Below are 24,217 nucleotides of genomic sequence, written 5' to 3'. Positions count from 1 at the left end.
CGATCGCTGGTTCGAAAGAAGTAGCAAGAGGTCAGCATGCCGCTCGTCAGCACCGGTGAACTCGTCTCCGCCGCCCAGGCCGCGGGACGCGGGATCGCCGCCTTCAATGTCATCACGCTGGAGCACGCGGAGGCCATCGCGGCCGGCGCGGAGCGCGCCGGAGCGCCCGCCATTCTGCAGATCTCCGAGAACGCGGTGAAGTTCCACGGCGGACGGCTCTCCGCGATCGCCGCCGCGGCCGCCGCCGTCGCCCGCACGTCCGGCGCCCCCCTCGCACTCCACCTCGACCATGTCGAGTCCGTGGAGCTGCTGCACCAGGCGCACACGGAGGGCTTCGGCTCGGTGATGTTCGACGCCTCCAAGCTGCCGTACGAGGAGAACGTGCGGGCCACGGCCGAGGCGGTGGCGTGGGGTCATGAGCGCGGCATCTGGATCGAGGCCGAGCTCGGCAAGGTCGGCGGCAAGGAGGGCGAGGCCCCGCTCGACGCCCACGCCCCCGGCGTCCGTACCGACCCGGCCGAGGCCGCCGCGTACGTCCGCGACACCGGGGTGGACGCGCTGGCCGTCGCGGTCGGTTCCTCCCACGCCATGACCGAGCGCACCGCCGCCCTGGACCACGAGCTGATCGGCCGACTGCGCGACGCGGTCCCGGTCCCGCTGGTGCTGCACGGCTCCAGCGGTGTCCCGGACGACGAGATCCGCCAGGCCGTCGCCTCCTCCGGAATGGTCAAGATCAACGTGGGTACGGCGCTGAACACGGCGTTCACCGGCGCGGTGCGGACGTACCTGGCCGAGAACACCACGGGCGTGGACCCGCGGAAGTACATCGCACCGGGGCGCGAGGCGATGTCCACGACGGTGGCGGGGTTCCTGAGCCTGATGGGCTGAGCACCCGGGCGGAAACGAACCGGCCCCATCGCCTTCCTCAGGCGGTGGGGCCGGACTGCGTGCGCAGCGCGCTCAGCGGGTCTGGTGGCCCGCCTTCAGCGACAGCTGGTCGAGATTGGCGTCGCACTGGTCGCCCTCGTTGCAGGAGATCATTATCGTGTTCGATCCCTTGTTGAGGTTGACATAGGCGTACGTCGTCGTCCAGCCCTTCGACAGGTCGCCCTCCGGGGCTTTCGCGAAGTTCTCCATGTTGATCGAGCGGGGCTGCTCGGCGTTGACCGTGAGCGACGTCCTGGCGTCCTTGCCCGGCACCCCGTACGTCACGAACAGCGTGTACTCGCCGGCCTTCGGCACCTCGACCGACCAGGTCGCCGACCTGCCGACCTCGTTTAGGTTGATGTACTGGCCGTTGGCGCTCTTGGCACCCGGGGTCGTGTTGTCCAGCTGGGCCGAACCGCCGAGCTTCAGCGTCGCCGCGTCCTGCTTGGGCAGCTCGGCCGGGGCCTCGGAGCTCGCGGACTGCTGAGGCTTCGGGGACTCCTGCACCTGGCTGCCGGGACCGGCGGAGGAGGTGGACTCGTCCCTCTTCTTGCCCTTGTCGTTGCCCGTGAGCAGCGCGGCGCCGATGCCGATGAGCACGACCAGGACCACCGCGACGGCGCCGATCAGCAGGCCCTTGGTGTTCGGGCCGCCCTTGCCGGGGCCGCCGGAGCGGCCGCGGCCGCCCTGCTGCGGGACATGCGCGGTGGGGGCGCCGCCGGGGTACATCTCCGGGGCGGCATACTGCGCGTTCGGCTGGCCGTACGGCGGCTGGTGCGGCACCTGCTGCCCGTACTGGCGCTCGCCGACGGCCCGCACCTGGTTGTACGAGGTCCGGGGCACGCCGGGCTGCGGAGCCACCGGAGGGTAGCCGTAGCCGCCCTGCCTCGGCGGCTGGGCGCCCGCTGCCTGTCCGTCCTCGTACAGGTAGCCGAACGGATCGTCGTCCTCGGGCGTGTTTGCGCCGTTGTTCCCGGCCGTCATCCCTGGGTCACTCCTCACCATGTCGCCAGCCGTCGCCGAAAGTTGCCAGCCGTGGCCGACCGGCCGAGCCTACCCCGAACGGACCGCACCAAGAATTGCCGTCGCACGTCCTGGAATCGCGACGGGCTGCGGGAACAACGCCGTCGTGAACGTCAGCCGGCCCTGCGGTGAACCTTCGCCCGGGACCGCTTCTCCACGTACATCCGCTGGTCGGCGGAGCGCAGTACCTCTTCGGCGGTCATGCCGCACTCCGCCCAGCCGATGCCGAAACTCGCCCCGACGCGCACCGCCCGACCGTCGACCCGAATGGGCGGAATGATGGCGTTACGCAGGCGTACGGCCAGGTCCGCGGCATCTGCGGCGCCGAGCCCGTCGGCGAGCACGACGAATTCGTCACCCCCGAGCCGGGCGACGGTGTCGCCGTCACGGACACAGGTGGCGAGACGGCGGGCGACCTCGATCAGTACCGCGTCACCGGTGTGGTGGCCGAAGCGGTCGTTGATCGACTTGAAGCCGTCGAGGTCGCAGAAGAGGACCGCGAGGCCCTTCGCCCCGTCGTCGTTCTCGGTGTCGGGTGCGACGGAATGCACATGGTGGTCGTACGGGCCGCCGGGCACCGGGTCCACGTCGTAGCCGTGCGTCCGCGCGTCCGGATCGTCGACGTCGCCGTAGGCCGCGTCCAGCGCCTCCACCGCGGTGGTGGCCACCGAGTGCGGGCGCTCGCAGAGCCGGGAGCTGAGCCGGGAGCGCAGCTCGGCGCTGTTGGGCAGACCGGTGAGCGCATCGTGCGAGGCGCGGTGCGCGAGATGCAGCTCGTGGCGCTTGCGCTCCTCTATGTCCTCGACATGGGTGAGCAGGAAGCGCGGGCCGTCCGTGGTGTCGGCTACGACGGAGTTGCGCAGCGAGACCCAGAGGTAGGTGCCGTCCCGCCGCCCGAGCCGCAGCTCGGCGCGGCCGCCCTCGGCGGAGGTGCGCAGCAGGGTGCCGATGTCCTCGGGGTGGACGAGGTCGGCGAAGGAGTAGCGGCGCAGGACGGACGCGGGGCGGCCGAGCAGCCGGCACAGGGCATCGTTGGTGCGCAGCAGCCGGCCGTGCTGGTCGCCGCCCATCTCGGCGATGGCCATGCCGCTGGGCGCGTACTCGAAGGCCTGGCGGAAGGACTCCTCGCTGGCCCGCAGCGCCTGCTGTTCACGTTCCAGACGGACCAGGGCGCGCTGCATGTTTGCTCTCAGCCGGGCGTTGCTGATCGCAATGGCGGCCTGTGACGCGTACATCTGGAGCGCCTCACGGCCCCAGGCGCCGGGGCGGCGGCCGTTGCGCGGGCGGTCGACGGAGATGACGCCCAGGAGATCGAGGCCGCCGCCGGACGCGTACATCGGGGCGTAGAGCCGGTCCTCGGGATGCCACTCGTCCTCGAAGCGCGGTTCGGGGCCCTCGGTGTGCCACTGCGGTACGTCGTCGTCGAGGAGGACCCAGCCGTCGGTGTGCGGTATGAAGCGGAGTTCGTCCCAGGCCTCACCCATCGAGAGCCTGCGCTCCCAGGAACTGCGCGAGCCGACGCGGCCGGTGATCAGGGCTTCTGCGGCGCAGTTGCCGGCGAAGGCGGCGACGACGAGATCGCCGTCGGGGCGGACCAGGTTCACGCAGGCCAGCTCGTAGCCGAGACCGGCGACGATTCCGTCGGCCACGGTCTGCAGTGTGTCGGCCAGACTCCGCGCCGTATTGAGATCGGCCACGGCCTGGTGCAGTCGCCGCATCGTCGCAAGACGGACGTACGGCTCCGACTCGGCCTCCATTGCTCGCACTCCCCGAGACCTCGACAGCACTCCAGGTTTCATATCGACGTACTGGCTCCAGTGTCACGGCCACTGAATCACAGTGAGCTGCGCAGTCGGTACACAGGGTCAGCAAATATTGCACTCTGTGACTCAAGTCACAACAGATGGTAAAGGGGTCGGAGGCCGCGCGGATGCGGTCCATCCTTTTCTTGAACGCAAATCCGTACATTGCAGTGCCGGGCCTCGCCGCCATGGACCGCGGGTCCTAGGACCAGGCTGGTCCCCTGGCCCGATGCGACGGCACAGCATCCACGGCTAGCGTGCCCGGTGTGTTGCAGACGAAGCCCCCCGCCCCGCGTCCCCAGGCCATCCCCCATGCTGAGGGGGTGAGCAACGATGAGTTCCGAGGCGCCCTCGCCCGGCTGGCCGCCGGTGTCGTGCTGATCACCGCCGAAGAGCCGCCGCTGGACGAGAACGGGCGCGGTGAGGACGTCGGGATGACGGCGACCGCCTTCATGTCGGTGTCGCTGGACCCGCCACTGGTCATGGTCAGCCTGCGCAACGACTCACGGATGGACGATCTGCTGTCGGAGCAGCCGCTGTGGGCGGTCTCCGTACTCGCCGAGAGCCAGCGGCACATCGCCGGCCGGTTCGCGATGAAGGGCCGGATCAGCGACCGGCTGCTGTTCGAGGACATCCCCTGTACAAGGGGTGAGGTCAGCCATGCGCCCCTGATCGGAGGCGCGCTGGCCACGCTGGAGTGCCGCACCGAGCAGCGGGTCCTGGCGGGCGACCACACGCTGGTGATCGGCCGGGTGCTGAGCGCGGCCCTGCCGAGCGTGGACGGATCGCCGCTGACGTACTTCCGGGGGCGCTACCGGCAGCTGGGGTGAGAGGGGCGGCATCGCACGGGCACGGCCACCGGTCGCGGCCGGAGCGGCGGCTACCAGTCGCGGCCGGAGCGGCCGCGCTTCGTCTCGCCGCGCTGTTTCTTCTCCCGCAGGCGGCGTTCGTTGATGCCACGCGGAATCCTGGTCTTGCGGCGTGGCCTGGGTGGCGGCGCCGTGGCCTCGGCCAGCAGGGACGCGAGCCGTACGAGAGCCGTCTCGCGATTGCGCCACTGGGAGCGGTGCTCGGACGCCCGTACCGTGATCACCCCGCCCACGAGCCTGCTCTCCAGACGCTGGAGCGCCCGCTCCTTCCACACCTCGGGAAGCGACTCGGTCGCCGCGAGGTCGAAGCGGAGCTCCACCTGGGAGTCGCTGGTGTTGACGTGCTGCCCGCCGGGCCCGGAGGACCGCGAGAAACGCCACATGAGCTCGGCCTCCGGCAGGGAGACCGAACCGCGGATGACATAGGGCCCGGACATGGCACCCATGTTCCCCGGCCCACAGGGCGTTCGTCACCTTCTTTTGCCGTACGAACCGTACGGACCGGTCGGGCCGACCGGGGGGACTTCGGTAAAGAAAGTAAAGGGAGCAGGAACCTCCCGGTCCCTTGCCCACGTTATGACCTGTGACGGTAGCTTCGTGATGGCATGAAGCCCGCGATCGACGATGAAAGGGACTTCCCATGGCTGTAAGCCTGTCCAAGGGCGGCAACGTCTCGCTCACCAAGGAGGCCCCGGGCCTGACCGCCGTCACGGTCGGCCTCGGCTGGGACGTCCGCACCACCACCGGCACCGACTTCGACCTCGACGCCTCGGCGATCGCGGTCAACCCGGGCGGCAAGGTCGTCTCCGACGGCCACTTCGTCTTCTTCAACAACAAGTCGACGCCGGACCAGACCATCGTTCACACCGGTGACAACGTCACGGGCCAGGGCGAGGGCGACGACGAGCAGATCAACGTCAACCTGGCGGGCCTGCCTGCCGACGTCGACAAGATCGTCTTCCCGGTCTCGATCTACGACGCCGAGACCCGTAGCCAGAACTTCGGCCAGGTTCGCAACGCGTTCATCCGCATCATCAACCAGGCCGGCGGCACGGAGATCGCCCGTTACGACCTGAGCGAGGACGCCGCCACCGAGACCGCCATGGTCTTCGGCGAGCTCTACCGCAACGGCGCGGAGTGGAAGTTCCGCGCGGTCGGCCAGGGTTACGCCTCGGGCCTGCGCGGCATCGCCCAGGACTTCGGCGTCAACATCTGACGCAAGAGCTGATCACGCAGAGGCCCCCGGCCGTCGAGGCCGGGGGCTTCTGCGTGCGCACCGACCGGGTTTGAGCCCGGGCAGTTCTGCACAAGTACTCTGCGAACAATCACAGATGACCGCATAGCGAACGCCGAGTCACCAATGTCGGACAAGATCTGGTCAAGAGGTTGACTGGACACTGTCAAAGAGACGGCGACCGGTGCCACTCTCTTCGGGCCCCCTCACGAAACGTGTGTGCCAAGTGAAGGAGACCGAGTGAGAATCGCTCTGCGTACTGCTGCGATCGCCGCGTCCGCCGCCATGGTCGTCGTCGGAGTACAAGCAGGTTCGGCAGGCGCTGCCCCGGACCGTGCGGCCGGAGCCACCGCCCTGCCGCTCAACGCCTCCCAGCGCGCCACGGCCATCAAGGAGGCCCAGGCCGGGGCCGCTTCCGTCGCCGCGGAGATCAAGCTGGGCGGCAAGGAAAAGCTCGTCGTCCGCGATGTGATCAAGGACGCCGACGGCACCGTCCACACCCGCTACGAGCGCACCTACGACGGACTGCCCGTACTCGGGGGCGATCTGGTGACCCACGCAAGGAAGGACGGCTCCCTCAAGGGAGTGTCCAGGGCCACCGACGCAAAGATATCCGTGGCATCGACGACCGCCGCGTCCACCGCCAAGTCGGGTGCCCGGAAGGTGATCTGGGCCGCCACCAGCAAGCCGGCACTGGCGTACGAGAACGTGGTCAAGGGCACCCGGGCCGACGGGACGCCCAGCGAGCGTCACGTCATCACCGACGCCACCAGCGGCAAGGAGCTCTACTCCTACGAGGCCATCGACACGGGGTCCGGCACCAGCCAGTACAGCGGCACCGTCACCCTCGGCACCACGGCCTCCGGATCCGGCTACAACCTGACCGACGGCGGTCGCGGCGGCCACACCACGTACGACCTGAACGGCGGCACCACCGGCACCGGGACGCTCTTCACCGATGCCGACGACATCTGGGGCAACGGTCTCGCGACCGACCGTCAGACCGCGGCGGCCGACGCCCATTACGGCGCCGCCATGACCTGGGACTTCTACAAGAACGAACTGGGCCGCAACGGCATCGCCGGCGACGGCAAGGCCGCCTACTCCCGGGTCCACTACGGCAACGCGTACGTCAACGCGTTCTGGGACGACAGCTGCTTCTGCATGACGTACGGCGACGGTTCGGGCAACCTCAAGCCGCTCACCTCGCTGGATGTCGCCGGACACGAAATGAGCCACGGCCTGACCGCGGCCACCGCCGGGCTGAAGTACAGCCGTGAGTCGGGCGGGCTCAACGAGGCGACCAGCGACATGTTCGGCACGGCGGTCGAGTTCTACGCCAACAACAGCAGCGACAGCGGCGACTACCTCATCGGCGAGAAGATCGACATCAGGGGCAACGGCACCCCGCTGCGCTACATGGACAAGCCGAGCAAGGACGGCGCCTCGGCCGACTACTGGTCGAAGACGGTCGGCCGGCTCGACGTCCACTACTCGTCCGGGCCCGCCAACCACTTCTTCTACCTGCTGTCGGAGGGCAGCGGCGCGAAGACGGTCAACGGCGTCTCCTACAACTCCCCCACCTCCAACGGCTCCACCGTCACAGGGATCGGGCGCGCCAAGGCCGTCCAGATCTGGTACAAGGCGCTCACCACGTACATGACGTCGTCCACCGGCTACGCCGCGGCCCGCGTCGCCACGCTGCAGGCGGCGACCGATCTGTACGGGGCGGGCAGCGCGGAGTACTCGGCCGTCGCCACCGCCTGGTCCGGGATCAACGTCAACTAGTACGCCATTCGGGCCGATCCCGCGGAATGCCTCGCGCCGCGCACATGCTCCGCACCGCCGGAGCCGTGCGCGGCGTTTCCGCGCGCGGAGTTCAGGGCCGCCGTCACTATCGGACTCCGCCAAATAACGAACACAAGCGCATCTCATTCGGACAAGAAGTGGTCAAAAAAATGTGAGGCATTTGTTAGTACACCGTCAATGTCGCTCATTCGGTGGCACGCTCTGGGCTCGTAACCCCCCACGGAACGAGCAACGGAGAACGCATGACCCCCCACATGAACACCCGTCGCGCCGCAGCCCTGGCCGCCGTGGCCGCGATGGTCGTCGTCGGCGTCCAGACCGGTGCGGCAAACGCCGTGCCGGACAACGGCAATGACGCTCCCTCCGCCTCTCGCAGCGCCGCCCCCTTCGGCGCGAACAGCGCCTCGCAGCGCACAGCCGCCATCAAGTCGGCGCAGTCCGACGCCTCTTCGACCGCCGACTCCCTCGGGCTCGGCAGCCAGGAGAAGCTGATCGCCCGTGATGTGATCAAGGACGCCGACGGCACCGTCCACACCCGCTACGAGCGCACCTACGCCGGCCTCCCGGTCATCGGCGGCGACCTCGTCACCCACACCGCCCGCAGCGGAAAGCTCAAGGGCGTCACCAAGGCGACCGGGGCCCGGATATCCGTGCCCTCGACGACGGCGGGGATCAAGACCGCGGCCAGTGCCCGCAAGGTGATCTGGGCGGGCGGCGGCAAGCCTGTCCTCGCCTTCGAGACGGTGAAGACCGGGGTGCAGAAGGACGGCACGCCGAGCAGGCTGCACGTCATCACCGACGCGACCACCGGCAAGAAGCTCCAGAGCTACGAGGCGATCGAGACCGGCGTCGGCAACAGCCAGTACAGCGGCCAGGTCGACCTGACGACCTCCGCGGCCGGCTCCGGTTTCGAGCTGACCGACGGCGACCGCGGCGGCCACAAGACGTACGACCTCAACCAGGGCGAGAGCGGCACCGGTGACCTCGTCACGGACGACGACGACACCTGGGGCGACGGCACCGGCAACGACCGCCAGACCGCCGCCGTCGACGCCGCCTACGGTGCCGCGCAGACCTGGGACTTCTACAAGTCGGCGTTCGGCCGCGACGGCATCGCCGGTGACGGCAAGGCCGCGTACTCGCGGGTCCACTACGGCGACGGGTACGTCAACGCGTTCTGGGACGACAGCTGCTTCTGCATGACGTACGGCGACGGCGCCGACAACAAGAGCGCCCTCACCGCTCTCGACGTCGCGGGCCACGAGATGAGCCACGGCCTGACCGCGGCCACCGCCAACCTCGACTACGTCGGGGAGTCCGGCGGCCTGAACGAGGCGACCAGCGACATCCTCGGCACCTCGGTGGAGTTCGCCGCCGACAACAGCACGGACGTCGGCGACTACCTCATCGGCGAGAAGATCGACATCAACGGCGACGGCACCCCGCTGCGCTACATGGACAAGCCCAGCAAGGACGGCGGCTCCGCGGACTACTGGGACAGCAGCGTCGGCGACCTCGACGTGCACTACTCCTCCGGAGTCGCCAACCACTTCTTCTACCTGCTGTCCGAGGGCAGCGGCGCGAAGACGATCAACGGCGTCGACTACGACTCCCCGACCATCGACGGCTCGACGGTCACCGGCATCGGCCGGGACAAGGCCGTCCAGATCTGGTACAAGGCCCTCTCCGAGTACATGACGTCGACCACCGACTACGCGGCCGCCCGCACGGCGACCGAGAAGGCGGCGACCGACCTGTACGGGGCGGACAGCGCCGAGCTCGCGGCAGTCGACGCCGCCTGGAGCGGCGTCAATGTGAAGTAGCCCCACTGCTGGACGCGGGAGCCGGTCAGCCCTTCGAGGCGGGCCGGCTCCTGCCGTACAGCCAGGTGTTCCACAGCGCCGTCAGATCCTGACCGGTCGCCTTCTCCACATAGGCGGTGAAGTCGGCGGTCGAGGCGTTGCCGTGCCGGTGGGCCCGCGTCCAGCCCCTGACGAGCGCGAAGAAACGCTTGTCGTCGCCCACGGCCCGCCGGATCTTGTGGATGACCACCGCCCCGCGCCCGTACACCGGCGCCTGCGAGATGTCCGCGGCGGTCGGCGGATCGGCGGGCGGAAAGGCCCAGTTGTCGTCGTCGAAGGCTGCGTCGAACCGTTTCTGGACCGGGTCGCCCCCGTGGTCGGCCTCCCACAGCCACTCCGCGTAGGTCGCGAAGCCCTCGTTGAGCCACATGTCCCGCCAGCTCTCGGGCGTGACGGAGTCCCCGAACCACTGGTGGGCCATCTCGTGGACGAGCAGCCCGGCGTCCGGCGGCCCCGGGAAGTACGGCCGGTTCTGGGTCTCCAGCGCATATCCGGCGTCCCCCGGACGCCCGACGATCGCGCCCGTGGCGGAGAAGGGGTACGGGCCGAAACGCTCCGCTTCCCATTTCACGATCTCGGGAACCCTGGCGAGAATCCGCGCGCTGTCCGCCGCCACCTTCGAGTCCGCGGCGGTGAACACCTTGATGCCGTCCGGGGTGGTCGACGCCTTCGTGTCGAAGCGGCCGATGGCGACCGTCGCGAGATAGCTCGCCATAGGTTCGATGGTGTGCCAGTGGTACGTGGTGGTGGTACCCGAGGTGCTGCGGGATGTCAGCTCGCCGTTGGAGACGGCCGTCAGGTTCTTGGGAACGGTCACGGTGATGTCGTACGACGCCTTGTCGCTCGGGTAGTTGTTGCCGGGGAACCAGGCCATGGAACCGGTCGGCTCACCGAGCGCGACCGATCCGTCCGCGGTCCTCAGCCAGCCCTCCTTCGACTCGTCGGGGTCGGTGAGGGTCTGCGGGGAGCCGGAGTAGCGGACGACCGTACGGAATGTCCTGCCCTTGTGGAGCCGGCTCTCGATCTCGGCGTCGGGGCGCAGCGTCAGCTCGTGCCCCGCCCGGTTGACTGCGGCAGGACGGCCCTCGACCGTCGCGGACCGCACGGTGAGCCCGGCGAGGTCGAGGTTGAAGGCGCTGAGGTCCTGGGTGGCGCGCGCGGTGATCGTGGCGGTGCCGTGCAGACGGTGGGCGGCCGGGTCGACGTCGAGGGCGAGGTCGTAGTGCGTGACGTCGTAGCCGCCGTTGCCGAGCTTCGGGAAGTACGGGTCGCGCAGACCGGCGGCACCGGGGGTGCCTTCGACACCGCCGGTACCGCCGGTGCAGGCCGTGGGCGTCGTCAGAACCAGCAGGGCGAGGGCGGCGCGTGCGGTTCGACGTACAGATGTTCGCTGATCCACACAAGTGATCCTAGGTGCGAAATGTCTGAATGCGCTTGTGCGGGCACGCCGGTCGGTCTTACTTCGCGAGAGTGGCGACGCCGGCCTTCGCGAACTTCTCGTCGAGGTCGCCGCTGGGGGCCCCGGCCACTCCGATGCCCGCCACCGGGGCGCCCTTGACCTGCACCGGGGCACCGCCCGCGAGGAACAGGGTGCCGGGGATGTCCTTGAGGTTCGGGGCCTGCTCCAGGCGCTTGGCCAGCTCGGAGGTGGGCGCGTTCCAGGAGACGGCGGTGTACGCCTTCTTCACGGCCGACTCGTACGCCTGCGGGCCTGCGCCGTCGCCGCGCAGCGTCACGACGGTGTTCCCGTTGCGGTCGACGACGGCGACGGAGACGCGCTGGTTCTCGTTCTCCGCGGCGTCGAGCGCGGCCTGCGCGGCCTTGGTGGCGGCGGCCACGGTCAGGTGGGTGGTCTGCTGGAGATTCTGGTTCGCGGTGTCGGCCTTGACGGCGGCAGCGGGTGCGGCAGCCGGGGCGGAGGCGTTGGCGGACATGGCACCGAAGGTTCCGGCGCCGAGGGCGGCAGCGGCAACGGCACCGGTCAGGACGCGAGTGCGCAGCGACAGCTTCTTCATGGTGGGCTCCTTCAGCAGCGGGGTCGGCGGATGAGCTTGTTCGGCTCTGTCATCGATCCTCCGGCCGCATCCGGCGCCGTACGGTCGACGAACCGGCTCGACGCCACGCGCGGTACGGCCGACGGCCCCATCGGCCGATCGGTTGATGCGGGGGTGGTCATCCGGGGTGACCATGGATGTATCTGTGCAGGTCAGCAGCGCCGATGGTGAGGAGCGAGGGGCACGAGGTGGAGCACCGAACCCGACCGGCACCCGGCACGGTCACGGGGCGGACCGACGGCACCGTGACAGGGCGGACCGGCGCCTTCGGCGGGAGCAGGAACGGAGCAACCGGGACCGGCGACCCGGATGCCCGATGGCTCGCGCTCCTGATGCACGCCGCGTTCTTCCTGCTGCTCGGCGCCTCGCTCGCCCGCTTCCTGCTGCGGCACCCGGGCGAGGACCGCACCCCGTGGATCATCGCGCTCTCCGTCGCCCTGGCCGTGCTGTACGTGCTCGGGCCGGTGCTCGGTTCGCGTCCGACGCCGCGCAGCGTGGTGTGGCTGGGGGTGCTGGTCGCCGTATGGATGGTGCTGGTCGTCCTCGCGCCGAGCTTCGCGTGGTGCGCGGTCCCGCTGTTCTACACCGGGCTGCGGATCCTTCCGCCACGCGCCGCACTCGCGCTCGTCGCCCTGCTCACCGTGTTCGTCGTCGCCGCGCAGCTGCGGCTGGCCGACGGTTTCGACCCGAACCTGGTGCTCGCTCCGCCCGCGGTGGCGGCGGTCGCGACGGCGGTCTTCGTCCATATGCAGCGTCAGGCCGCGCGTCAGCACGAACTGTCCGAGCGGCAGGGCGAACTGATCGACGACCTGCTGCGCACCCGCCGCGAACTGGCCGCCACCGAGCGCCGCGAAGGAACCCTCGCCGAACGCCAGCGGCTCTCGATGGAGATCCACGACACCCTCGCACAGGGCCTGTCCAGCCAGCAGATGCTGCTCCAGGCCGCCGACCGCACGTGGGACGCCGACCCGGCGACGGCCCGCCGCCATGTCCGTACGGCAACGGGCATCGCGGAACGCAATCTCGCCGAGGCCCGCCGCTTCGTCCACGACCTGGCCCCGGCCGATCTCGCGGAGGGCGGCGGCCTGGAGGCGGCCCTGCACGCACTGGCCGCACGCGAGACGGCGCAGGGGCGGCTCACCGTCCGCTGCCATGTGGAGGGAGAGCAGCACACCGCGCTGCCCGACCGGGTGCAGTCGGCGCTCCTGCGCATCGCGCAGGGCGCACTGGCGAATGTGAAGGAACACGCACACGCGACGGAGGCGGCGCTGACGCTGACCCGTCTCGACGACCGGATCGTCCTGGACATCGCCGACAACGGCCAGGGCTTCGCACCCGCCGAGCTCACCGGACCCACCGGCGGCGTACGCGGCCACGGGCTGCCCGCGATGCGCGCCAGGCTGCACCAGCTCGGCGGCACGCTGACGATCGAGTCGGCCCCCGGCGAGGGTACGGTCCTGTCCGCCGCCGTCCCCCTCACGCCCGCACCCGCACCGACGACCGCCCCGGAGGCCCCCGCATGACCGCGCCGCCCGTACGCATCCTGCTCTGCGACGACCATGCCGTCGTACGCGCAGGGCTGCTCGCCCTCCTCGGCAGCGAACCGGACATCGAGGTCGTCGGCGAGGCCGGCAGCGGCGAGGAGGCCGTCGCCCTGGCAGCCAAGCTCACCCCGGACGTCGTCCTGATGGACCTCCAGCTCGGCGAGGGCATCGACGGCGTCGAGGCCACCCGCCGCATCGCCGCCACCGGCGTCCACGTACTGGTCCTCACCACGTACGACACGGACGCCGACATCACCCGCGCCATCGAGGCGGGCGCCACCGGCTACCTGCTGAAGGCCGAACGCCCGGAGGAGCTCTTCGCCGCGATCCGCTCGGCCGCCCAGGGCCGCACCACGCTCTCCCCGCCCGTGGCCAGCCGCGTCATGGCCCGGATGCGCAAGCCCCTGCCCACCCTCACCGACCGCGAACTCGACATCCTCGCCCAGCTCTCCCAGGGCCTGGGCAACCGGGACATCGCCCGCGCCCTGTTCATCAGCGAGGCCACGGTCAAGACCCACCTGGGCCGCATCTACGACAAGCTCGGCGTCGACACCCGCGCGGGCGCCGTAGCCGTGGCGAAGGAGCAGCGGCTGCTGCCCTAGTCCATGTCCTGCCGGACTCGTGGGGCCCTGCCGCGCAGCGGCCCCACCCGATCGTGTCGGCCCCCGTCACCGGGCATGACACCATCGAACTGTGCTCGACATCGGCTACTCCCTCTCCCGACGCTTCCCCGATCCCCCGCAGACCGACTACCGCCGCGCGGACGTCCACGCCCTGCGGCACGATCTGTTCTCCGGGGACGTCTACCTCGCGGACACCAAGGCGGACCGCGAAGTGTCCACAGCCTGGGGATGGGTGCCGGTGCTCGACTTCGCGTGGGCGCTGTGCGACATCGTCGAACAGATCGACCAGGACCCGCGCGGCAACCGCTCGCACCGGCGGCAGTTCGCCGAGCTGGACTTCACCGAGTCGTCCGACCGGATGCTCTTCGAGCGCCGCTTCGGCTGGGTCGACGTCGAGGCCGACTGGATGCCCGGCGACGAACCCCCGCTCACCTTCAGCCACTCGCTGCTGCGCCGCGAGGCCCGCGACTTCCTGCACGACCTGATCGCCGACCTCGCCGACATGCACGAAGGGCTCGCCGACAACCCGGTGATCTGGGACCTCCAGGCCCGCTTCCCCCGTATCTGACCCGGCCCCGGCGGGCTACGCCTCCACCCGCACCCCGATCTGCGCCGCGAACGCCGGGGCCAGCTCCATCAGCTGTGACGGGCTGATCACCGCACCCGCCAGCCGCTCCACCCCGCGGGCGATGTCCAGCTCCGCTACCGTCCGCAGATCCACCGACTCCATCCGTACGGAACTGAAGTCGGCCCGCTTCAGCACACAGTCGCGGAACTCCACCCGCACCAGCTGCGCATCCCCGAAATCCGGCTCGGACAGCACACAGCCCTCGAACACCACGTCCTTCAGCCGCGCCTTCCGCAGATTCAGGTAGTCGATCTTCCCGCCGCGCACCAGCACCCGCTCCAGCACCGCACCGTGCAACTGCACCCCGCCCAGCCGTGCGTCCACCACCTCCACATCGCGCAGCGACGCCCCCGCGAGATCGGTGCCCACACCCCGTACGCCCGTCAGCACCGAGTCGATGAAGCGGGCCCTGACCAGCTCCGTACGGTCCAGTGCGCAGCCGTCCAGCGCGCAGTCCATGAAACGGGCCCCCGGACCCGACTCGTCGGCGAGATCCGTCCCGTCGAACCGCACACCGTCGTAGTCCCCGTCCGGCTCCAGTCCTCCCCCGTCGTACGGAACGAGCGGCGGGAGCCGCACCTCCGGCCGCCGTGCCACCGCGATCGTGTCCGTCTTCCTGCTGCTGCGCGCCATGCCCCCATCGTGACCCACCCCACTGACAACGTCCCCTCACCGATGTCACAAACCAGCGCCGCGAGCCGTCCCGTACACAGCAGCGCCCTTCAGCGAAGGAGACCGGGACCATGCAGCGCATCCACATCATCGGCGGCGGCCTCGCCGGGTTCACCGCAGCGATCACCGCCGCCGAGTCCGGCGCCCTGGTGACCGTCCACGAGGCCCACCACACCCTGGGCGGACGGGCCAGGACCGCCGAAGGCCCGTACCGCACCCCACGCCCTCTACCGCCGCGGACCGCACTGGACCTGGCTCGACCGGCGCAACCTCCTGGGCCCCGTCGCCACCGTCCCGCCCCTCGAAGGCGCACGGCTCCGCTTCCGCCTCGACGGCACCCTGCGCCGTACCCCACCCCTCGCCCTCCTCCGCCTCGCCCGCCGCCGCGCCGAACAGGCCCCCGTCGACACCGACTTCCGCACCTGGGCCACCGGACAGGCCGGCGAGGCGGGCGCCCGCGCGGCCGCGCACTACGCCGCCGTCGCGCTCTACCACCACGACCCCGGTGCGCTCTCCGCCGCGTTCGTCCAGGAACGGCTGCGCCGCGCCACCGCACTGCCGCCCGAGGCCCGCTACCCCGTCGGCGGCTGGGCACAGGTCATCGACCGGATGGCAGCCCGCGCCTGGAACCTCAGCGTCCGGATCGAGACGGCGGCGCGCGTGGACGCCGACACCCTCGGCACCCTGACCCGACAGGGCCCGGTGATCGTCGCCACCTCCCTCGACGCGGCCCGCACCCTGCTCCGCGACCCCTCACTGACCTGGGACAGCGGCCGGACCGCGCTCATCGACCTGGCCCTGCGCACCCGGCGCGGCGACGCCTTCGCCGTGTCCGACCTCGACGCCCCCGGCTGGATCGAACGCTTCACTGCCCAGGACCGCACCCTCGCGCCCGCGGGACAGCAGCTCGTCCAGGGGCAGTTCCCCCTCGCTCCCGGCGAGTCCCGGGCCATCGGCATCGCCCGCGCCGAGGAGCTGCTCGACCTCGGCCACCCGGGCTGGCGCGAGCGCACCGTATGGCGGCGCGAGGCCCTCGCCTCCGGCCGCACCGGCGCGGTCGACCGGCCCGGCACCACCTGGCGCGACCGGCCCGCCATCGACCGCGGCAACGGCATCTACCTCGCGGGCGACCAGGTCGCCGCGCCCGGACTGCTCAGCGAGGTGTCGTTCAACAGCGGAATCGAGGCGGCGCTGCTCGCCCTCAAGGCTTCCGAGAGCCGGAACACCGCCCGCACCTCCACGGCAGGGCTTGACCTCAAGCAGGGTTGAGGTCGGAGGGTGGCTGCACAGGGCCACAGGCCCACAGGCCCACAGCGACCGACACCAACGGGGAGTCCACCGTGCACGCCATCCGCCTCCACACCTTCGGCCCGGCCGAGAACCTCACCTACGAGCGGACCGACGACCCCGTACCCGGCCCCGGCCAGGTCCGTATCGCCGTCGCCGCAGCGGGCGTGCACCTTCTCGACACGGCCCTGCGCGAAGGCATGACGGGCCCGTTCCCGGCCCCCGCCGAGCTGCCGACCATCCCGGGCCGCGAGGTCGCGGGCCGGGTCGAGTCGCTCGGCGAGGGCACCGACCCCAGCTGGCTCGGCAAGCGCGTCGTCGCCCATATCGGCATGGTCCCGGGCGGCTACGCCGAACTCACCGTCGTCGACGCCGAGAAGCTGCACGCCATCCCGGACGGCCTCGACGAAGCCGAAGCCGTCGCCATGATCGGCACCGGCCGCACCGCCCTGGGCATCCTGCAGTTCACCGAACTCGGCCCCGACTCGACCGTCGTCGTCCCCGCAGCCGCAGGTGGCATCGGCACCCTGATCGTGCAGTACGCCAAGAACGCCGGGGCCACCGTCATCGGCCTCGCCGGCGGCCCCGCCAAGGTCGCCGCCGTGCGGGCGAACGGCGCCGACCTCGCCGTCGACTACACCCTCCCCGACTGGCCCCGGCAGGTCCGCACCCATCTCGACGGACTCGGCCGTCGCGCCACCGTCGTCTACGACTCCGTCGGGGGCACCACCGGCCGCGCCGCCGTCGACCTCCTCGGCAAGGGCGGACAGCACATCGTGTTCGGCTGGTCCGGCGCCGGACTCCACGACGGAACACCGCTCACCTTCACCGACGAGGAACTCGCCGAACGCGGCATCACCTCCGGGAGCGTGCTCGGCCCCGTCATGATGGCGAAGGCGGGCGGCCTGCGCGCCCTCGAAACGCGATCGCTCTCCGAGGCGGCCTCCGGCCGGCTCCGCCCCACGGTCCAGCGCTTCCCGCTCGCCGAAGCGGCCGCCGCCCACCGCGCCCTTGAGACCCGGGGCACGATGGGCAAGGTCGTCCTGATCCCGTAACCCGGCAAGGACCTACTTTCCGCCGAGCTGTTCCCCGAGCTTCGACAACGCCCCGTCCGTCAGCCGGTACACCGTCCACTCGTCCTGCGGCCGCGCGCCCAGCGACTCGTAGAACGCGATGGACGGGGTGTTCCAGTTCAGCACCGACCACTCCAGGCGCTGGTAGCCGCGCTCCACACAGATCCGCGCCAGCTCCGTCAGCAACGCCTTCCCGTGCCCGCCGCCGCGCCGCTCCGGACGTACGTACAGGTCCTCCAGGTAGATGCCGTGCACCCCGCGCCACGTGGAGAAGTTCAGGAACCACAGCGCGAAGCCGACGACCTCGCCGTTGTCGTCCGACTCGGCGATGTGCGCGTACGCGGCGGGCCGCTCGCCGAACAGTGCCTCGTGCAGCTGCTCCTCGGTGGCGTTCGCCTCGTGCAGGACCTTCTCGTAGTCGGCCAGCTCACGGACCATGGCGTGGATGACGGGGACATCGGCAGGGGCAGCGGTACGAATCATGAGGGCAGCGTAAGCAGGGGCTCGTCCCCCGCCGACCCCGCCCCGGCAACTGCCGCGCGATCTCGGCCCGATCCGGCTCCAGCCGCCGCTCCCCGTCCGTCACAGCCCACAGACCGTTCTGCAGCAGCCGCCCCGGCGTCCAGGCCCGCGCCCGCTCCCGGTCGAGCCCCAGCACCTGCGTCATCAGATCGAACCGCCGGCGCACGGCTGCCGCGTCGAACCTGTTGACCAGCGCCAAAAGGAGCTCGAACCCCGGATCGCCGACCAGCGGCTTCGGGTCGATGGTCCCCGCCCCGTTGTACTTGGACCGGGTGTCGATCAGCCCGTCCGGAATGTCAATCACGCGGACGATCGCAGAGCCGTGCATCAATCGGATATGACTCCGAGCAGCCCCGACCCGCCCACCCTGCCGCGCACCACCGTCGGCTCGTGGATCCGCAGCGTCGGCTCATGGATTCGCAGCGCACCCGGCACCTACATCTGGCTGGCCGCGCTCTTCGTCACCGCCGTCATCGTCCACCAGATGTCACCGGACTTCGAAGAGGACTTCCTGCGCCAGCACTCGACCAACATCCACGAACTCTCCCGGGACCCCGTACGCGTACTGATCAGCAGCGCCTTCTGGATCGACGGCGGCCACTGGGTTCCCTACGCCGTCCTCTACACCGTCTTCCACGCCCCCGCCGAACGCTGGCTCGGTACCCTGCGCTGGCTCGCCGTCGCCCTCGCGGCCCATGCCCTCGCCACCCTCGTCAGCGAAGGCGTCCTGGCCTGGGCCATCCGGCACGGACACGTACCGCCGGCCGCCGCCAACACGCTCGATGTCGGGGTCAGTTACGCGCTCGCGGGCGTCGTCGCGGTCCTCACGTACCGCGTCCCGGCGCCCTGGCGGTACGTGTACCTCTTCGCCGTGCTCGTCTTCTACGGCATCCCGCTCATCACCGGCCGCACCTTCACCGATCTCGGCCACTTCACCTCCGTACTCATCGGCCTCGCCTGCTACCCACTGACCCGGTCCCGGCCGAAGACGAAAACCCCTCCGGCGCAGTAACGTCCCGCCCCAGAGAAAGCACGACCTCAGGCACGGCTTCACACCGGACAAAGCAGGGGCAACATGAGCACCGTCAGCACCGTCAACGGCGGCATATCGTTCTGGTACGCGGACCAAGGAACCCCCACCCCCCGGGAACCCCTCCCCGGCGACGCAACCGCCGACATCTGCATCGTCGGCGGCGGATACACCGGACTGTGGACCGCCTACTACCTCAAGAAGGCCGTCCCCTTCCTCAACATCACCGTCCTCGAAGCCAAGTTCTGCGGCTACGGCGCCTCCGGGCGCAACGGCGGCTGGCTGTACAACGGCATCGCGGGCCGCGACCGCTACGCCAAGCTCCACGGCCACGAAGCCGCCGTCCGCCTCCAGCAGGCGATGAACGACACCGTCGACGAGGTCGTCCGCGTGGCCGCCGAGGAGAACATCGACGCCGACATCCACCAGGGCGGTGTTCTCGAAGTCGCCTACACCCCCGCCCAACTGGCCCGGCTCAAGGACTTCCACTCCGTCGAGATCGCCTTCGGCGAGAAGGACCGCGTCCTGCGCGGCGCCCGCGAGACCGGCGAACGCATCAACGTCACCGGAGCCGTCGGTTCCACCTGGACCCCGCACGGCGCCCGCCTGCACCCGGTCAAACTCGTCAAGGGCCTCGCCGCGACCGTGGAGGCGCTCGGCGTCACCATCCACGAGTCGACGCCCGTCACCGAGATCAAGCCCAAGCACGCCCACACCCCGTACGGCACCGTCCGCGCCCCGTACATCCTGCGCTGCACCGAGGGCTTCACGGCAAACCTCAAGGGCCAAAGACGCACCTGGCTCCCCATGAACTCCTCGATGATCGCCACCGAGCCGCTCCCCCGGTCCGTGTGGGACACCATCGGCTGGGACGGCCGCGAAACCCTCGGCGACATGGCCCACGCCTACATCTACGCCCAGCGCACCGCGGACGACCGCATCGCACTCGGCGGCCGCGGCGTCCCGTACCGATACGGCTCCGGCACCGACAACGACGGGCGCACCCAGCCCGCCACCATCGAGGCCCTCCGCGACATCCTCGTCCGCCTCTTCCCCACCACCGGGGCCGCCCGCATCGATCACGCCTGGTCCGGCGTCCTCGGCGTCCCCCGCGACTGGTGCGCCACCGTCACCCTCGACCGCTCCACCGGCCTCGGCTGGGCCGGCGGCTACGTCGGCTCCGGCGTCGCCACCACCAACCTCGCCGCCCGCACCCTGCGCGACCTGATCCAGCAGGACTCCGGTCAGTCCGGCCCCACGGAACTGACCGCGCTGCCCTGGGTCAACCACCGGGTCCGCCGCTGGGAACCGGAACCCTTCCGTTGGCTCGGCGTCCACGGCATGTACGCCGCCTACCGCACCGCCGACCGCCGCGAACTCACCTCGCCCCGCCCCGGCACGGACCCCATCGCGAGGGCCGCGGACCGGCTGTCGGGACGGCACTGACGGGAAAACGGAAGGGGCACCCGCCACCGGGTGGTGGCGGGTGCCCCTTCCGGCGTACGCATCCGAATGACGGCCGACGGCAACGGATCGGGCGACCGCCCGGCCGAACCGGGAACCGGAACGCCTGGCGGCTCGCCTGCGCCCGATCTCAATCGGGCCCCGGCCGACCGATGCCCCGCTGTGCACCGATCATCCCGAGACCGTCGATCGCGGCCGGGGACAGCATCGAGTCCTCCAGGCCGGACAGGGGCATCCAGGCCACCGCGCTCGTGGAGTCATCGGCCTCGGTGACCGCCGGCGGGCCGGGCTTGAGTTCGACGATGTAGAAGAGCCCCACCAGGTTCCAGCTGATCCCGAGCCGGGTGGCCGTATACGCCCGAGCGTCCACCAGGCGGGCGTCAAGGAGTTCGAGGCCGGTCTCCTCGCGCAACTCGCGTGCCAGCGTCTCCCGTGGCTGCTCGCCCGGATCGATTCCGCCGCCGGGAAGGTGCCACAGCCCGGGCTCGAAGACCGGTGACGCATCGGAGAGTTGAGTCAAAAGCAATTGGTCCTGCACGGTCGCAATGGCATACGCCGATACGCGCGGACGCACGTGACTGTTCACTGTGCCCCTCCGTTTTCAGGCTCTGCGGCCTCGACCGCCCCGTGCGGCGCAATCTATCGACCGTGCACCGAGAGGGTACGGGCGGGTTTCTACACGGAAACGAAGGTGAACCACCAGTCATAGAGTGCGCGTTGACCCGTCTGCCAGGCGGCCACCACCCACCGGTCCGGTCGGCGCACCGGCAACGGAAGAAGGCCGGCGCCCTTCCGGGGCACCGGCCTTCTTCACGAGGTCAGGCGATGAGTTCGGGCTCCTCGGCGTGGGCCGCGGCGGGCTCGGGCCTGGTGTCGCGCATGACCAGGGCGGCCAGGACGGCCGCGGCGAGGACGCCGATCGCACTGATGGTGAAGGTGGTCGACATCGAGGCGGTGAAGGCTTCCCGGGCGGCGCGGACCAGTCCGGTGTCGCCGTCGGCGGCGGCCAGTGCGCCGGCGATCGACTGCTTGGCCTGCCCGGGTGCGTCGGCGGGCATCTCGCGGCGGAAGCCACTCGTCAGGAGCGAGCCGAGGATCGCGATGCCGAGCGCGGCGCCGGCCTGCTGGATGGTGTCGTTCAGGGCCGATCCGACGCCGGCCTTCTCCGCCGGAATTGTGCCCATCAGCGCGCCGACCGCGGCCGGCATCGCGAGCCCGGCGCCGAGGCCGAGCAGTCCGAGCGCGACCGCCGGGACGGTGAAACCGGAGTCTGCCGAGACGGTGGTCAGCAGTGCGAAGGAGGAGGCCATGACGAGCATCCCGCCCAGCACCAGGAAGCGGTTGCCGATCTTCGCGGCGAGCCCGGCGCCGGCGCCGTTGCCGATCAGCGCGGCGACGGCCAGCGGCACGAACGCGAGGCCCGCCTTGACCGGCGAATAGCCGAGCACGAACTGCAGGTACTGGGTGAGCACCAGCAGCAGGCCGCCGTTGCCGATCTGCACGAGGGTCAGCGAGAGCGAACCGCCGCTGAAGTTGCGGTGCTTGAACAGGACCAGCGGCACCATCGGCGCGGGGGTGACGTTCTCCCAGACCACGAATCCGCCGAGGGCGATCACCGCGGCGGCCAGGGTGATCGCCGAGCGGCCGCCGAAGGCGCCGTGCTGCGGGAGCTCGATGATCCACCAGATCAGGGCGGTCATACCGACCGCGGACAGCACCGCTCCGATCGGGTCGGGCTTCTGCCAGGGCCCCTTCGACTCCGGCATGAGGACGAGCGCCGCCAGGACGGCGAGCGCGACGACCGGGACGTTGATGAAGAAGATCGAGTGCCAGGAGAAGTGGTCGATCAGCACGCCGCCGAGCACCGGGCTGCCGACCAGGCCGAGCATCGACACCGACCCCCACGCCGCCATCGCCTTGGGGCGTTCCCCCTCGTCGAAGACAGTGATGAGGATCGACAGCGTCGAGGGCATGATCAGCGCCCCGCCCACGCCCATCGCGATCCGCGCCGCGATCACCTCGCCGGGGTTCGCGCAGAAGGTCGCGGCCAGCGACGCCGCCCCGAAGAGCAACAGGCCGATGATCATGATCTTCCGTCGGCCGAAGCGGTCGCCGAGGCTGCCGGAGGTGAGCAGGAGCCCGGCGAAGACCAGGATGTAGGAGTCGAGGATCCACTGGATGTCCTGGGCGCTCGCGCCGATGTCCTCGGTCATCGACGGCACCGCGACGGTCAGCGCCATGCTGTCGACCACCAGGACCAGCGTGCTGAGGCACAGCACGATGAGGATCCACCAGCGGCGCGGATTACGGGGTTCCATGGGGTTTCCTCTCGGCCTGCGCACGACGTTCCTTCGTTGCGAACACTGTACGCATCTGGGGACACCGTGCGCAAGAACCTATTCCTGTACGCTAAATGCGAACGCTGTACGCCTTGAAGGAGGGTCATGGCCGCCAAGACGAACCCGATCCCGTCCGTGTGGGCCCGGCAGCAGCCCGCGCCCGACCAGCCCGCACTCAGCCGGGCCGCGATCGTCCGCGAGGCGATCGCCATGCTGGACGCCGAGGGCATCGAGGCGCTGAGCATGCGCAAGCTCGGCGCCCGCCTGAACGCCGGCGCGACCTCCCTCTACCGGCACGTCGCGACCAAGGACGAGCTGATGGAGCTCGCGGTGGACGAGGTCGCCGCCGAGATCGTCGTCCCGTCCCCGGACTTCGCCCGAGCAGACCCCGAGGCCGACAGCCCCGACTGGCGCGCCGCGGCCACCGAGGCCGCCCGGTCCTTCCGGGCGACCGCCCTGCGCCACCCGTGGCTGTCCTCGGTCCTCGGCCAGGCGGGCCTCGCCTACCTCGGCCCCAACCTCATGTCCTTCTCCGAGCGACTGGCCGCCCTGTTCACGGCCGCCGGCTTTCCCGAGCCGAGCCGTGCGATCGACACCGTCCTGTCCTACGTCATCGGCATGAGCACCACGGAGGCGGCCTGGCTCACCACGGTCGCCCGCTCCGGCGAGACCGAGGCCGCCTTCATCGCCCGCCTCATGCCCGCCGCCCAGCAGGCCGCGGCCGGCCACGACCACCTCACCGACGCCTACGCCGAACCCCCGGCCGCCGACCCCGCAGAGATCCGCGAAACCAAGTTCGCCTACGGCCTGGAGGTCGTCCTCGACGGCCTGTCGCTGCGGCTCCCGCGCTAGCTTGTATTGCCCTGTGAGATTGGGGATGCGGCTGGCGGGTGGCCTTCGAGTGCCAGGCGCTCATCCCCTGCACGAGGAGAAACCGGCGGGAGCCTCCGTCGTGATCCGCCTCGGCGTACTCGTCGCGGACGAGCTCCGGAGCGGCGTGAAGCAGGATCGAAGTCTCGATCTCGCCCGCGTCATGAGGGCGTGCCGGTCGGAGACCAGGCCACCGTGCCCCCCGTTATGTTCTTCGCGGTCCTGCAAGAGGGCCGCTGGCCTCCGGGCCCGGCATGACTGTGTCCCCCTGTCGAACAGATGACCTGGGGGGGTGGTGTCACCGGGCCCGGGAGGTGCCGTCGGAGACGCTGATGAGAGGTCCGGCCACTGCCCGGTCCGGCGCAATGCCGGACAGCTCGCGGGCGGCAGGTCTGCATAACGTGGATGCGCGCGTACGACACCACTGCCGAGGCCGGCACGTTCAACTCGCCTGGAGGGGCGCGATGTTCGATACCGAAGACGTGGGCGTGTTCCTCGGCCTGGACGTCGGCAAGAGTGCTCATCACGGCCACGGACTCACCCGGGCCGGGAAGAAGGTCCTCGACAAGCAGCTGCCCAACAGCG

At 70.4% G+C, this 24,217-nt stretch carries 21 protein-coding genes and 3 pseudogenes; 14 read left to right on the top strand and 10 right to left on the bottom strand.

Features of this window, described 5'->3' with window-relative positions; all coding sequences use genetic code 11:
- Window positions 1-36 precede the first annotated feature (36 nt).
- On the top strand, window positions 37-888 hold the full coding sequence (locus tag IEZ15_RS34650) for a class II fructose-bisphosphate aldolase (RefSeq protein WP_189280890.1): 852 nt from the start codon (window positions 37-39) through the stop codon (window positions 886-888).
- A gap of 72 nt (window positions 889-960) precedes the next feature.
- On the opposite strand, the gene IEZ15_RS34645 is transcribed toward IEZ15_RS34650, so the two are convergent.
- Entirely contained in the window at window positions 961-1,911 is a 951-nt protein-coding gene (locus tag IEZ15_RS34645) for a carbohydrate-binding protein (RefSeq protein ID WP_189280889.1), read from the bottom strand.
- Between the two features lie 152 nt (window positions 1,912-2,063).
- A complete protein-coding gene (gene cdgB / locus IEZ15_RS34640; protein ID WP_189280888.1) occupies window positions 2,064-3,707 on the bottom strand; it encodes a diguanylate cyclase CdgB in 1,644 nt (547 codons plus the stop codon).
- A gap of 368 nt (window positions 3,708-4,075) precedes the next feature.
- On the opposite strand from cdgB, the gene IEZ15_RS34635 reads away from it, so the two are divergent.
- Window positions 4,076-4,582, top strand: coding sequence for a flavin reductase family protein (locus IEZ15_RS34635; protein WP_114245815.1), 507 nt, complete (start codon window positions 4,076-4,078; stop codon window positions 4,580-4,582).
- A 50-nt stretch (window positions 4,583-4,632) separates the two neighbouring features.
- On the opposite strand, the gene arfB is transcribed toward IEZ15_RS34635, so the two are convergent.
- Complete coding sequence (arfB, locus tag IEZ15_RS34630; RefSeq protein WP_114245814.1) at window positions 4,633-5,067, bottom strand: alternative ribosome rescue aminoacyl-tRNA hydrolase ArfB; 435 nt, start codon at window positions 5,065-5,067, stop codon at window positions 4,633-4,635.
- Between the two features lie 194 nt (window positions 5,068-5,261).
- Between arfB and IEZ15_RS34625 the strand changes: the two genes are divergently transcribed.
- From IEZ15_RS34625 to IEZ15_RS34615, 3 genes are all read left to right on the top strand, one after another.
- On the top strand, window positions 5,262-5,837 hold the full coding sequence (locus IEZ15_RS34625; RefSeq protein WP_093895845.1) for a TerD family protein: 576 nt from the start codon (window positions 5,262-5,264) through the stop codon (window positions 5,835-5,837).
- A 303-nt stretch (window positions 5,838-6,140) separates the two neighbouring features.
- On the top strand, window positions 6,141-7,643 hold the full coding sequence (locus IEZ15_RS34620) for a M4 family metallopeptidase (RefSeq protein ID WP_189280920.1): 1,503 nt from the start codon (window positions 6,141-6,143) through the stop codon (window positions 7,641-7,643).
- 263 nt (window positions 7,644-7,906) lie between these two features.
- Entirely contained in the window at window positions 7,907-9,487 is a 1,581-nt protein-coding gene (locus tag IEZ15_RS34615) for a M4 family metallopeptidase (RefSeq protein ID WP_189280887.1), read from the top strand.
- Window positions 9,488-9,512: 25 nt separating this feature from the next.
- On the opposite strand, the gene IEZ15_RS34610 is transcribed toward IEZ15_RS34615, so the two are convergent.
- Together IEZ15_RS34610 and IEZ15_RS34605 are read right to left on the bottom strand one after the other, a co-directional pair.
- Window positions 9,513-10,925, bottom strand: coding sequence for a M1 family metallopeptidase (locus IEZ15_RS34610; RefSeq protein WP_189280886.1), 1,413 nt, complete (start codon window positions 10,923-10,925; stop codon window positions 9,513-9,515).
- Between the two features lie 58 nt (window positions 10,926-10,983).
- Window positions 10,984-11,541 carry a GlcG/HbpS family heme-binding protein gene (locus tag IEZ15_RS34605; protein ID WP_189280885.1) on the bottom strand — a complete coding sequence of 186 codons (558 nt, stop codon included), beginning with the start codon at window positions 11,539-11,541 and terminating at the stop codon, window positions 10,984-10,986.
- A gap of 284 nt (window positions 11,542-11,825) precedes the next feature.
- Here IEZ15_RS34605 and IEZ15_RS34600 point away from each other — a divergent pair, with 284 nt between their 5' ends.
- The 3 genes from IEZ15_RS34600 (at window position 11,826) to IEZ15_RS34590 (ending at window position 14,315) form a co-directional block, all read left to right on the top strand.
- Window positions 11,826-13,103, top strand: coding sequence for a sensor histidine kinase (locus IEZ15_RS34600; RefSeq protein WP_229846315.1), 1,278 nt, complete (start codon window positions 11,826-11,828; stop codon window positions 13,101-13,103).
- Window positions 13,100-13,726, top strand: a complete 627-nt coding sequence (locus tag IEZ15_RS34595; RefSeq protein ID WP_114245810.1) for a response regulator — start codon at window positions 13,100-13,102, stop codon at window positions 13,724-13,726. The genes IEZ15_RS34600 and IEZ15_RS34595 overlap by 4 nt, the downstream gene beginning before the upstream one ends.
- 91 nt (window positions 13,727-13,817) lie before the next feature.
- Window positions 13,818-14,315: a hypothetical protein gene (locus IEZ15_RS34590; protein WP_114245809.1), complete on the top strand. Its 498-nt coding sequence runs from the start codon at window positions 13,818-13,820 to the stop codon at window positions 14,313-14,315.
- A gap of 15 nt (window positions 14,316-14,330) precedes the next feature.
- Here the strand turns inward: IEZ15_RS34590 and IEZ15_RS34585 are convergent, their stop codons facing one another.
- Window positions 14,331-15,008 carry a pentapeptide repeat-containing protein gene (locus IEZ15_RS34585; protein ID WP_189280883.1) on the bottom strand — a complete coding sequence of 226 codons (678 nt, stop codon included), beginning with the start codon at window positions 15,006-15,008 and terminating at the stop codon, window positions 14,331-14,333.
- Between the two features lie 110 nt (window positions 15,009-15,118).
- Between IEZ15_RS34585 and IEZ15_RS34580 the strand changes: the two are divergent.
- Together IEZ15_RS34580 and IEZ15_RS34575 are read left to right on the top strand one after the other, a co-directional pair.
- Window positions 15,119-16,316 (top strand): annotated as a pseudogene (locus IEZ15_RS34580) (NAD(P)-binding protein).
- A 71-nt stretch (window positions 16,317-16,387) separates the two neighbouring features.
- A complete protein-coding gene (locus IEZ15_RS34575; protein ID WP_189280882.1) occupies window positions 16,388-17,389 on the top strand; it encodes a zinc-binding dehydrogenase in 1,002 nt (333 codons plus the stop codon).
- 12 nt (window positions 17,390-17,401) lie between these two features.
- On the opposite strand, the gene IEZ15_RS34570 is transcribed toward IEZ15_RS34575, so the two are convergent.
- Together IEZ15_RS34570 and IEZ15_RS45515 are read right to left on the bottom strand one after the other, a co-directional pair.
- Window positions 17,402-17,890 carry a GNAT family N-acetyltransferase gene (locus tag IEZ15_RS34570; RefSeq protein ID WP_189280881.1) on the bottom strand — a complete coding sequence of 163 codons (489 nt, stop codon included), beginning with the start codon at window positions 17,888-17,890 and terminating at the stop codon, window positions 17,402-17,404.
- Window positions 17,891-17,927: 37 nt separating this feature from the next.
- Window positions 17,928-18,173, bottom strand: a pseudogene (locus tag IEZ15_RS45515) (aminoglycoside phosphotransferase family protein); the annotation flags it as partial.
- Window positions 18,174-18,266: 93 nt separating this feature from the next.
- On the opposite strand from IEZ15_RS45515, the gene IEZ15_RS34560 reads away from it, so the two are divergent.
- Window positions 18,267-18,941, top strand: a complete 675-nt coding sequence (locus tag IEZ15_RS34560; protein WP_189280879.1) for a rhomboid-like protein — start codon at window positions 18,267-18,269, stop codon at window positions 18,939-18,941.
- 63 nt (window positions 18,942-19,004) lie between these two features.
- On the top strand, window positions 19,005-20,405 hold the full coding sequence (locus IEZ15_RS34555; RefSeq protein ID WP_189280878.1) for an NAD(P)/FAD-dependent oxidoreductase: 1,401 nt from the start codon (window positions 19,005-19,007) through the stop codon (window positions 20,403-20,405).
- A gap of 148 nt (window positions 20,406-20,553) precedes the next feature.
- Here the strand turns inward: IEZ15_RS34555 and IEZ15_RS34550 are convergent, their stop codons facing one another.
- Together IEZ15_RS34550 and IEZ15_RS34545 are read right to left on the bottom strand one after the other, a co-directional pair.
- Window positions 20,554-20,997: an NUDIX hydrolase gene (locus tag IEZ15_RS34550; protein ID WP_268250467.1), complete on the bottom strand. Its 444-nt coding sequence runs from the start codon at window positions 20,995-20,997 to the stop codon at window positions 20,554-20,556.
- 244 nt (window positions 20,998-21,241) lie between these two features.
- On the bottom strand, window positions 21,242-22,741 hold the full coding sequence (locus IEZ15_RS34545) for an MFS transporter (protein ID WP_189280876.1): 1,500 nt from the start codon (window positions 22,739-22,741) through the stop codon (window positions 21,242-21,244).
- A 126-nt stretch (window positions 22,742-22,867) separates the two neighbouring features.
- On the opposite strand from IEZ15_RS34545, the gene IEZ15_RS34540 reads away from it, so the two are divergent.
- Together IEZ15_RS34540 and IEZ15_RS34535 are read left to right on the top strand one after the other, a co-directional pair.
- Window positions 22,868-23,614 (top strand): TetR/AcrR family transcriptional regulator, encoded by a 747-nt coding sequence (locus IEZ15_RS34540; RefSeq protein ID WP_189280875.1) that lies wholly within the window; start codon window positions 22,868-22,870, stop codon window positions 23,612-23,614.
- A 482-nt stretch (window positions 23,615-24,096) separates the two neighbouring features.
- Window positions 24,097-24,217 (top strand): annotated as a pseudogene (locus IEZ15_RS34535) (IS110 family transposase); the annotation flags it as partial.

It is taken from the genome of Streptomyces atratus (assembly GCF_014648655.1).
Taxonomy (GTDB): Bacteria; Actinomycetota; Actinomycetes; order Streptomycetales; family Streptomycetaceae; genus Streptomyces; species Streptomyces atratus.
This window is presented reverse-complemented; position numbering and strand designations above follow the sequence as displayed.

What these genes read in the sequence shown, in the direction of transcription:
- IEZ15_RS34650 (WP_189280890.1), top strand. Translation starts at nt 37, where the DNA reads ATGCCGCTCGTCAGCACCGGTGAACTCGTCTCCGCCGCCCAGGCCGCG.
- IEZ15_RS34645 (WP_189280889.1), bottom strand. Translation starts at nt 1,911, where the DNA reads ATGACGGCCGGGAACAACGGCGCAAACACGCCCGAGGACGACGATCCG.
- cdgB (WP_189280888.1), bottom strand. Translation starts at nt 3,707, where the DNA reads ATGGAGGCCGAGTCGGAGCCGTACGTCCGTCTTGCGACGATGCGGCGA.
- arfB (WP_114245814.1), bottom strand. Translation starts at nt 5,067, where the DNA reads ATGGGTGCCATGTCCGGGCCCTATGTCATCCGCGGTTCGGTCTCCCTG.
- IEZ15_RS34625 (WP_093895845.1), top strand. Translation starts at nt 5,262, where the DNA reads ATGGCTGTAAGCCTGTCCAAGGGCGGCAACGTCTCGCTCACCAAGGAG.
- IEZ15_RS34620 (WP_189280920.1), top strand. Translation starts at nt 6,141, where the DNA reads ATGGTCGTCGTCGGAGTACAAGCAGGTTCGGCAGGCGCTGCCCCGGAC.
- IEZ15_RS34615 (WP_189280887.1), top strand. Translation starts at nt 7,907, where the DNA reads ATGACCCCCCACATGAACACCCGTCGCGCCGCAGCCCTGGCCGCCGTG.
- IEZ15_RS34605 (WP_189280885.1), bottom strand. Translation starts at nt 11,541, where the DNA reads ATGAAGAAGCTGTCGCTGCGCACTCGCGTCCTGACCGGTGCCGTTGCC.
- IEZ15_RS34595 (WP_114245810.1), top strand. Translation starts at nt 13,100, where the DNA reads ATGACCGCGCCGCCCGTACGCATCCTGCTCTGCGACGACCATGCCGTC.
- IEZ15_RS34585 (WP_189280883.1), bottom strand. Translation starts at nt 15,008, where the DNA reads ATGGCGCGCAGCAGCAGGAAGACGGACACGATCGCGGTGGCACGGCGG.
- IEZ15_RS34570 (WP_189280881.1), bottom strand. Translation starts at nt 17,890, where the DNA reads ATGATTCGTACCGCTGCCCCTGCCGATGTCCCCGTCATCCACGCCATG.
- IEZ15_RS34560 (WP_189280879.1), top strand. Translation starts at nt 18,267, where the DNA reads ATGACTCCGAGCAGCCCCGACCCGCCCACCCTGCCGCGCACCACCGTC.
- IEZ15_RS34555 (WP_189280878.1), top strand. Translation starts at nt 19,005, where the DNA reads ATGAGCACCGTCAGCACCGTCAACGGCGGCATATCGTTCTGGTACGCG.
- IEZ15_RS34545 (WP_189280876.1), bottom strand. Translation starts at nt 22,741, where the DNA reads ATGGAACCCCGTAATCCGCGCCGCTGGTGGATCCTCATCGTGCTGTGC.
- IEZ15_RS34540 (WP_189280875.1), top strand. Translation starts at nt 22,868, where the DNA reads ATGGCCGCCAAGACGAACCCGATCCCGTCCGTGTGGGCCCGGCAGCAG.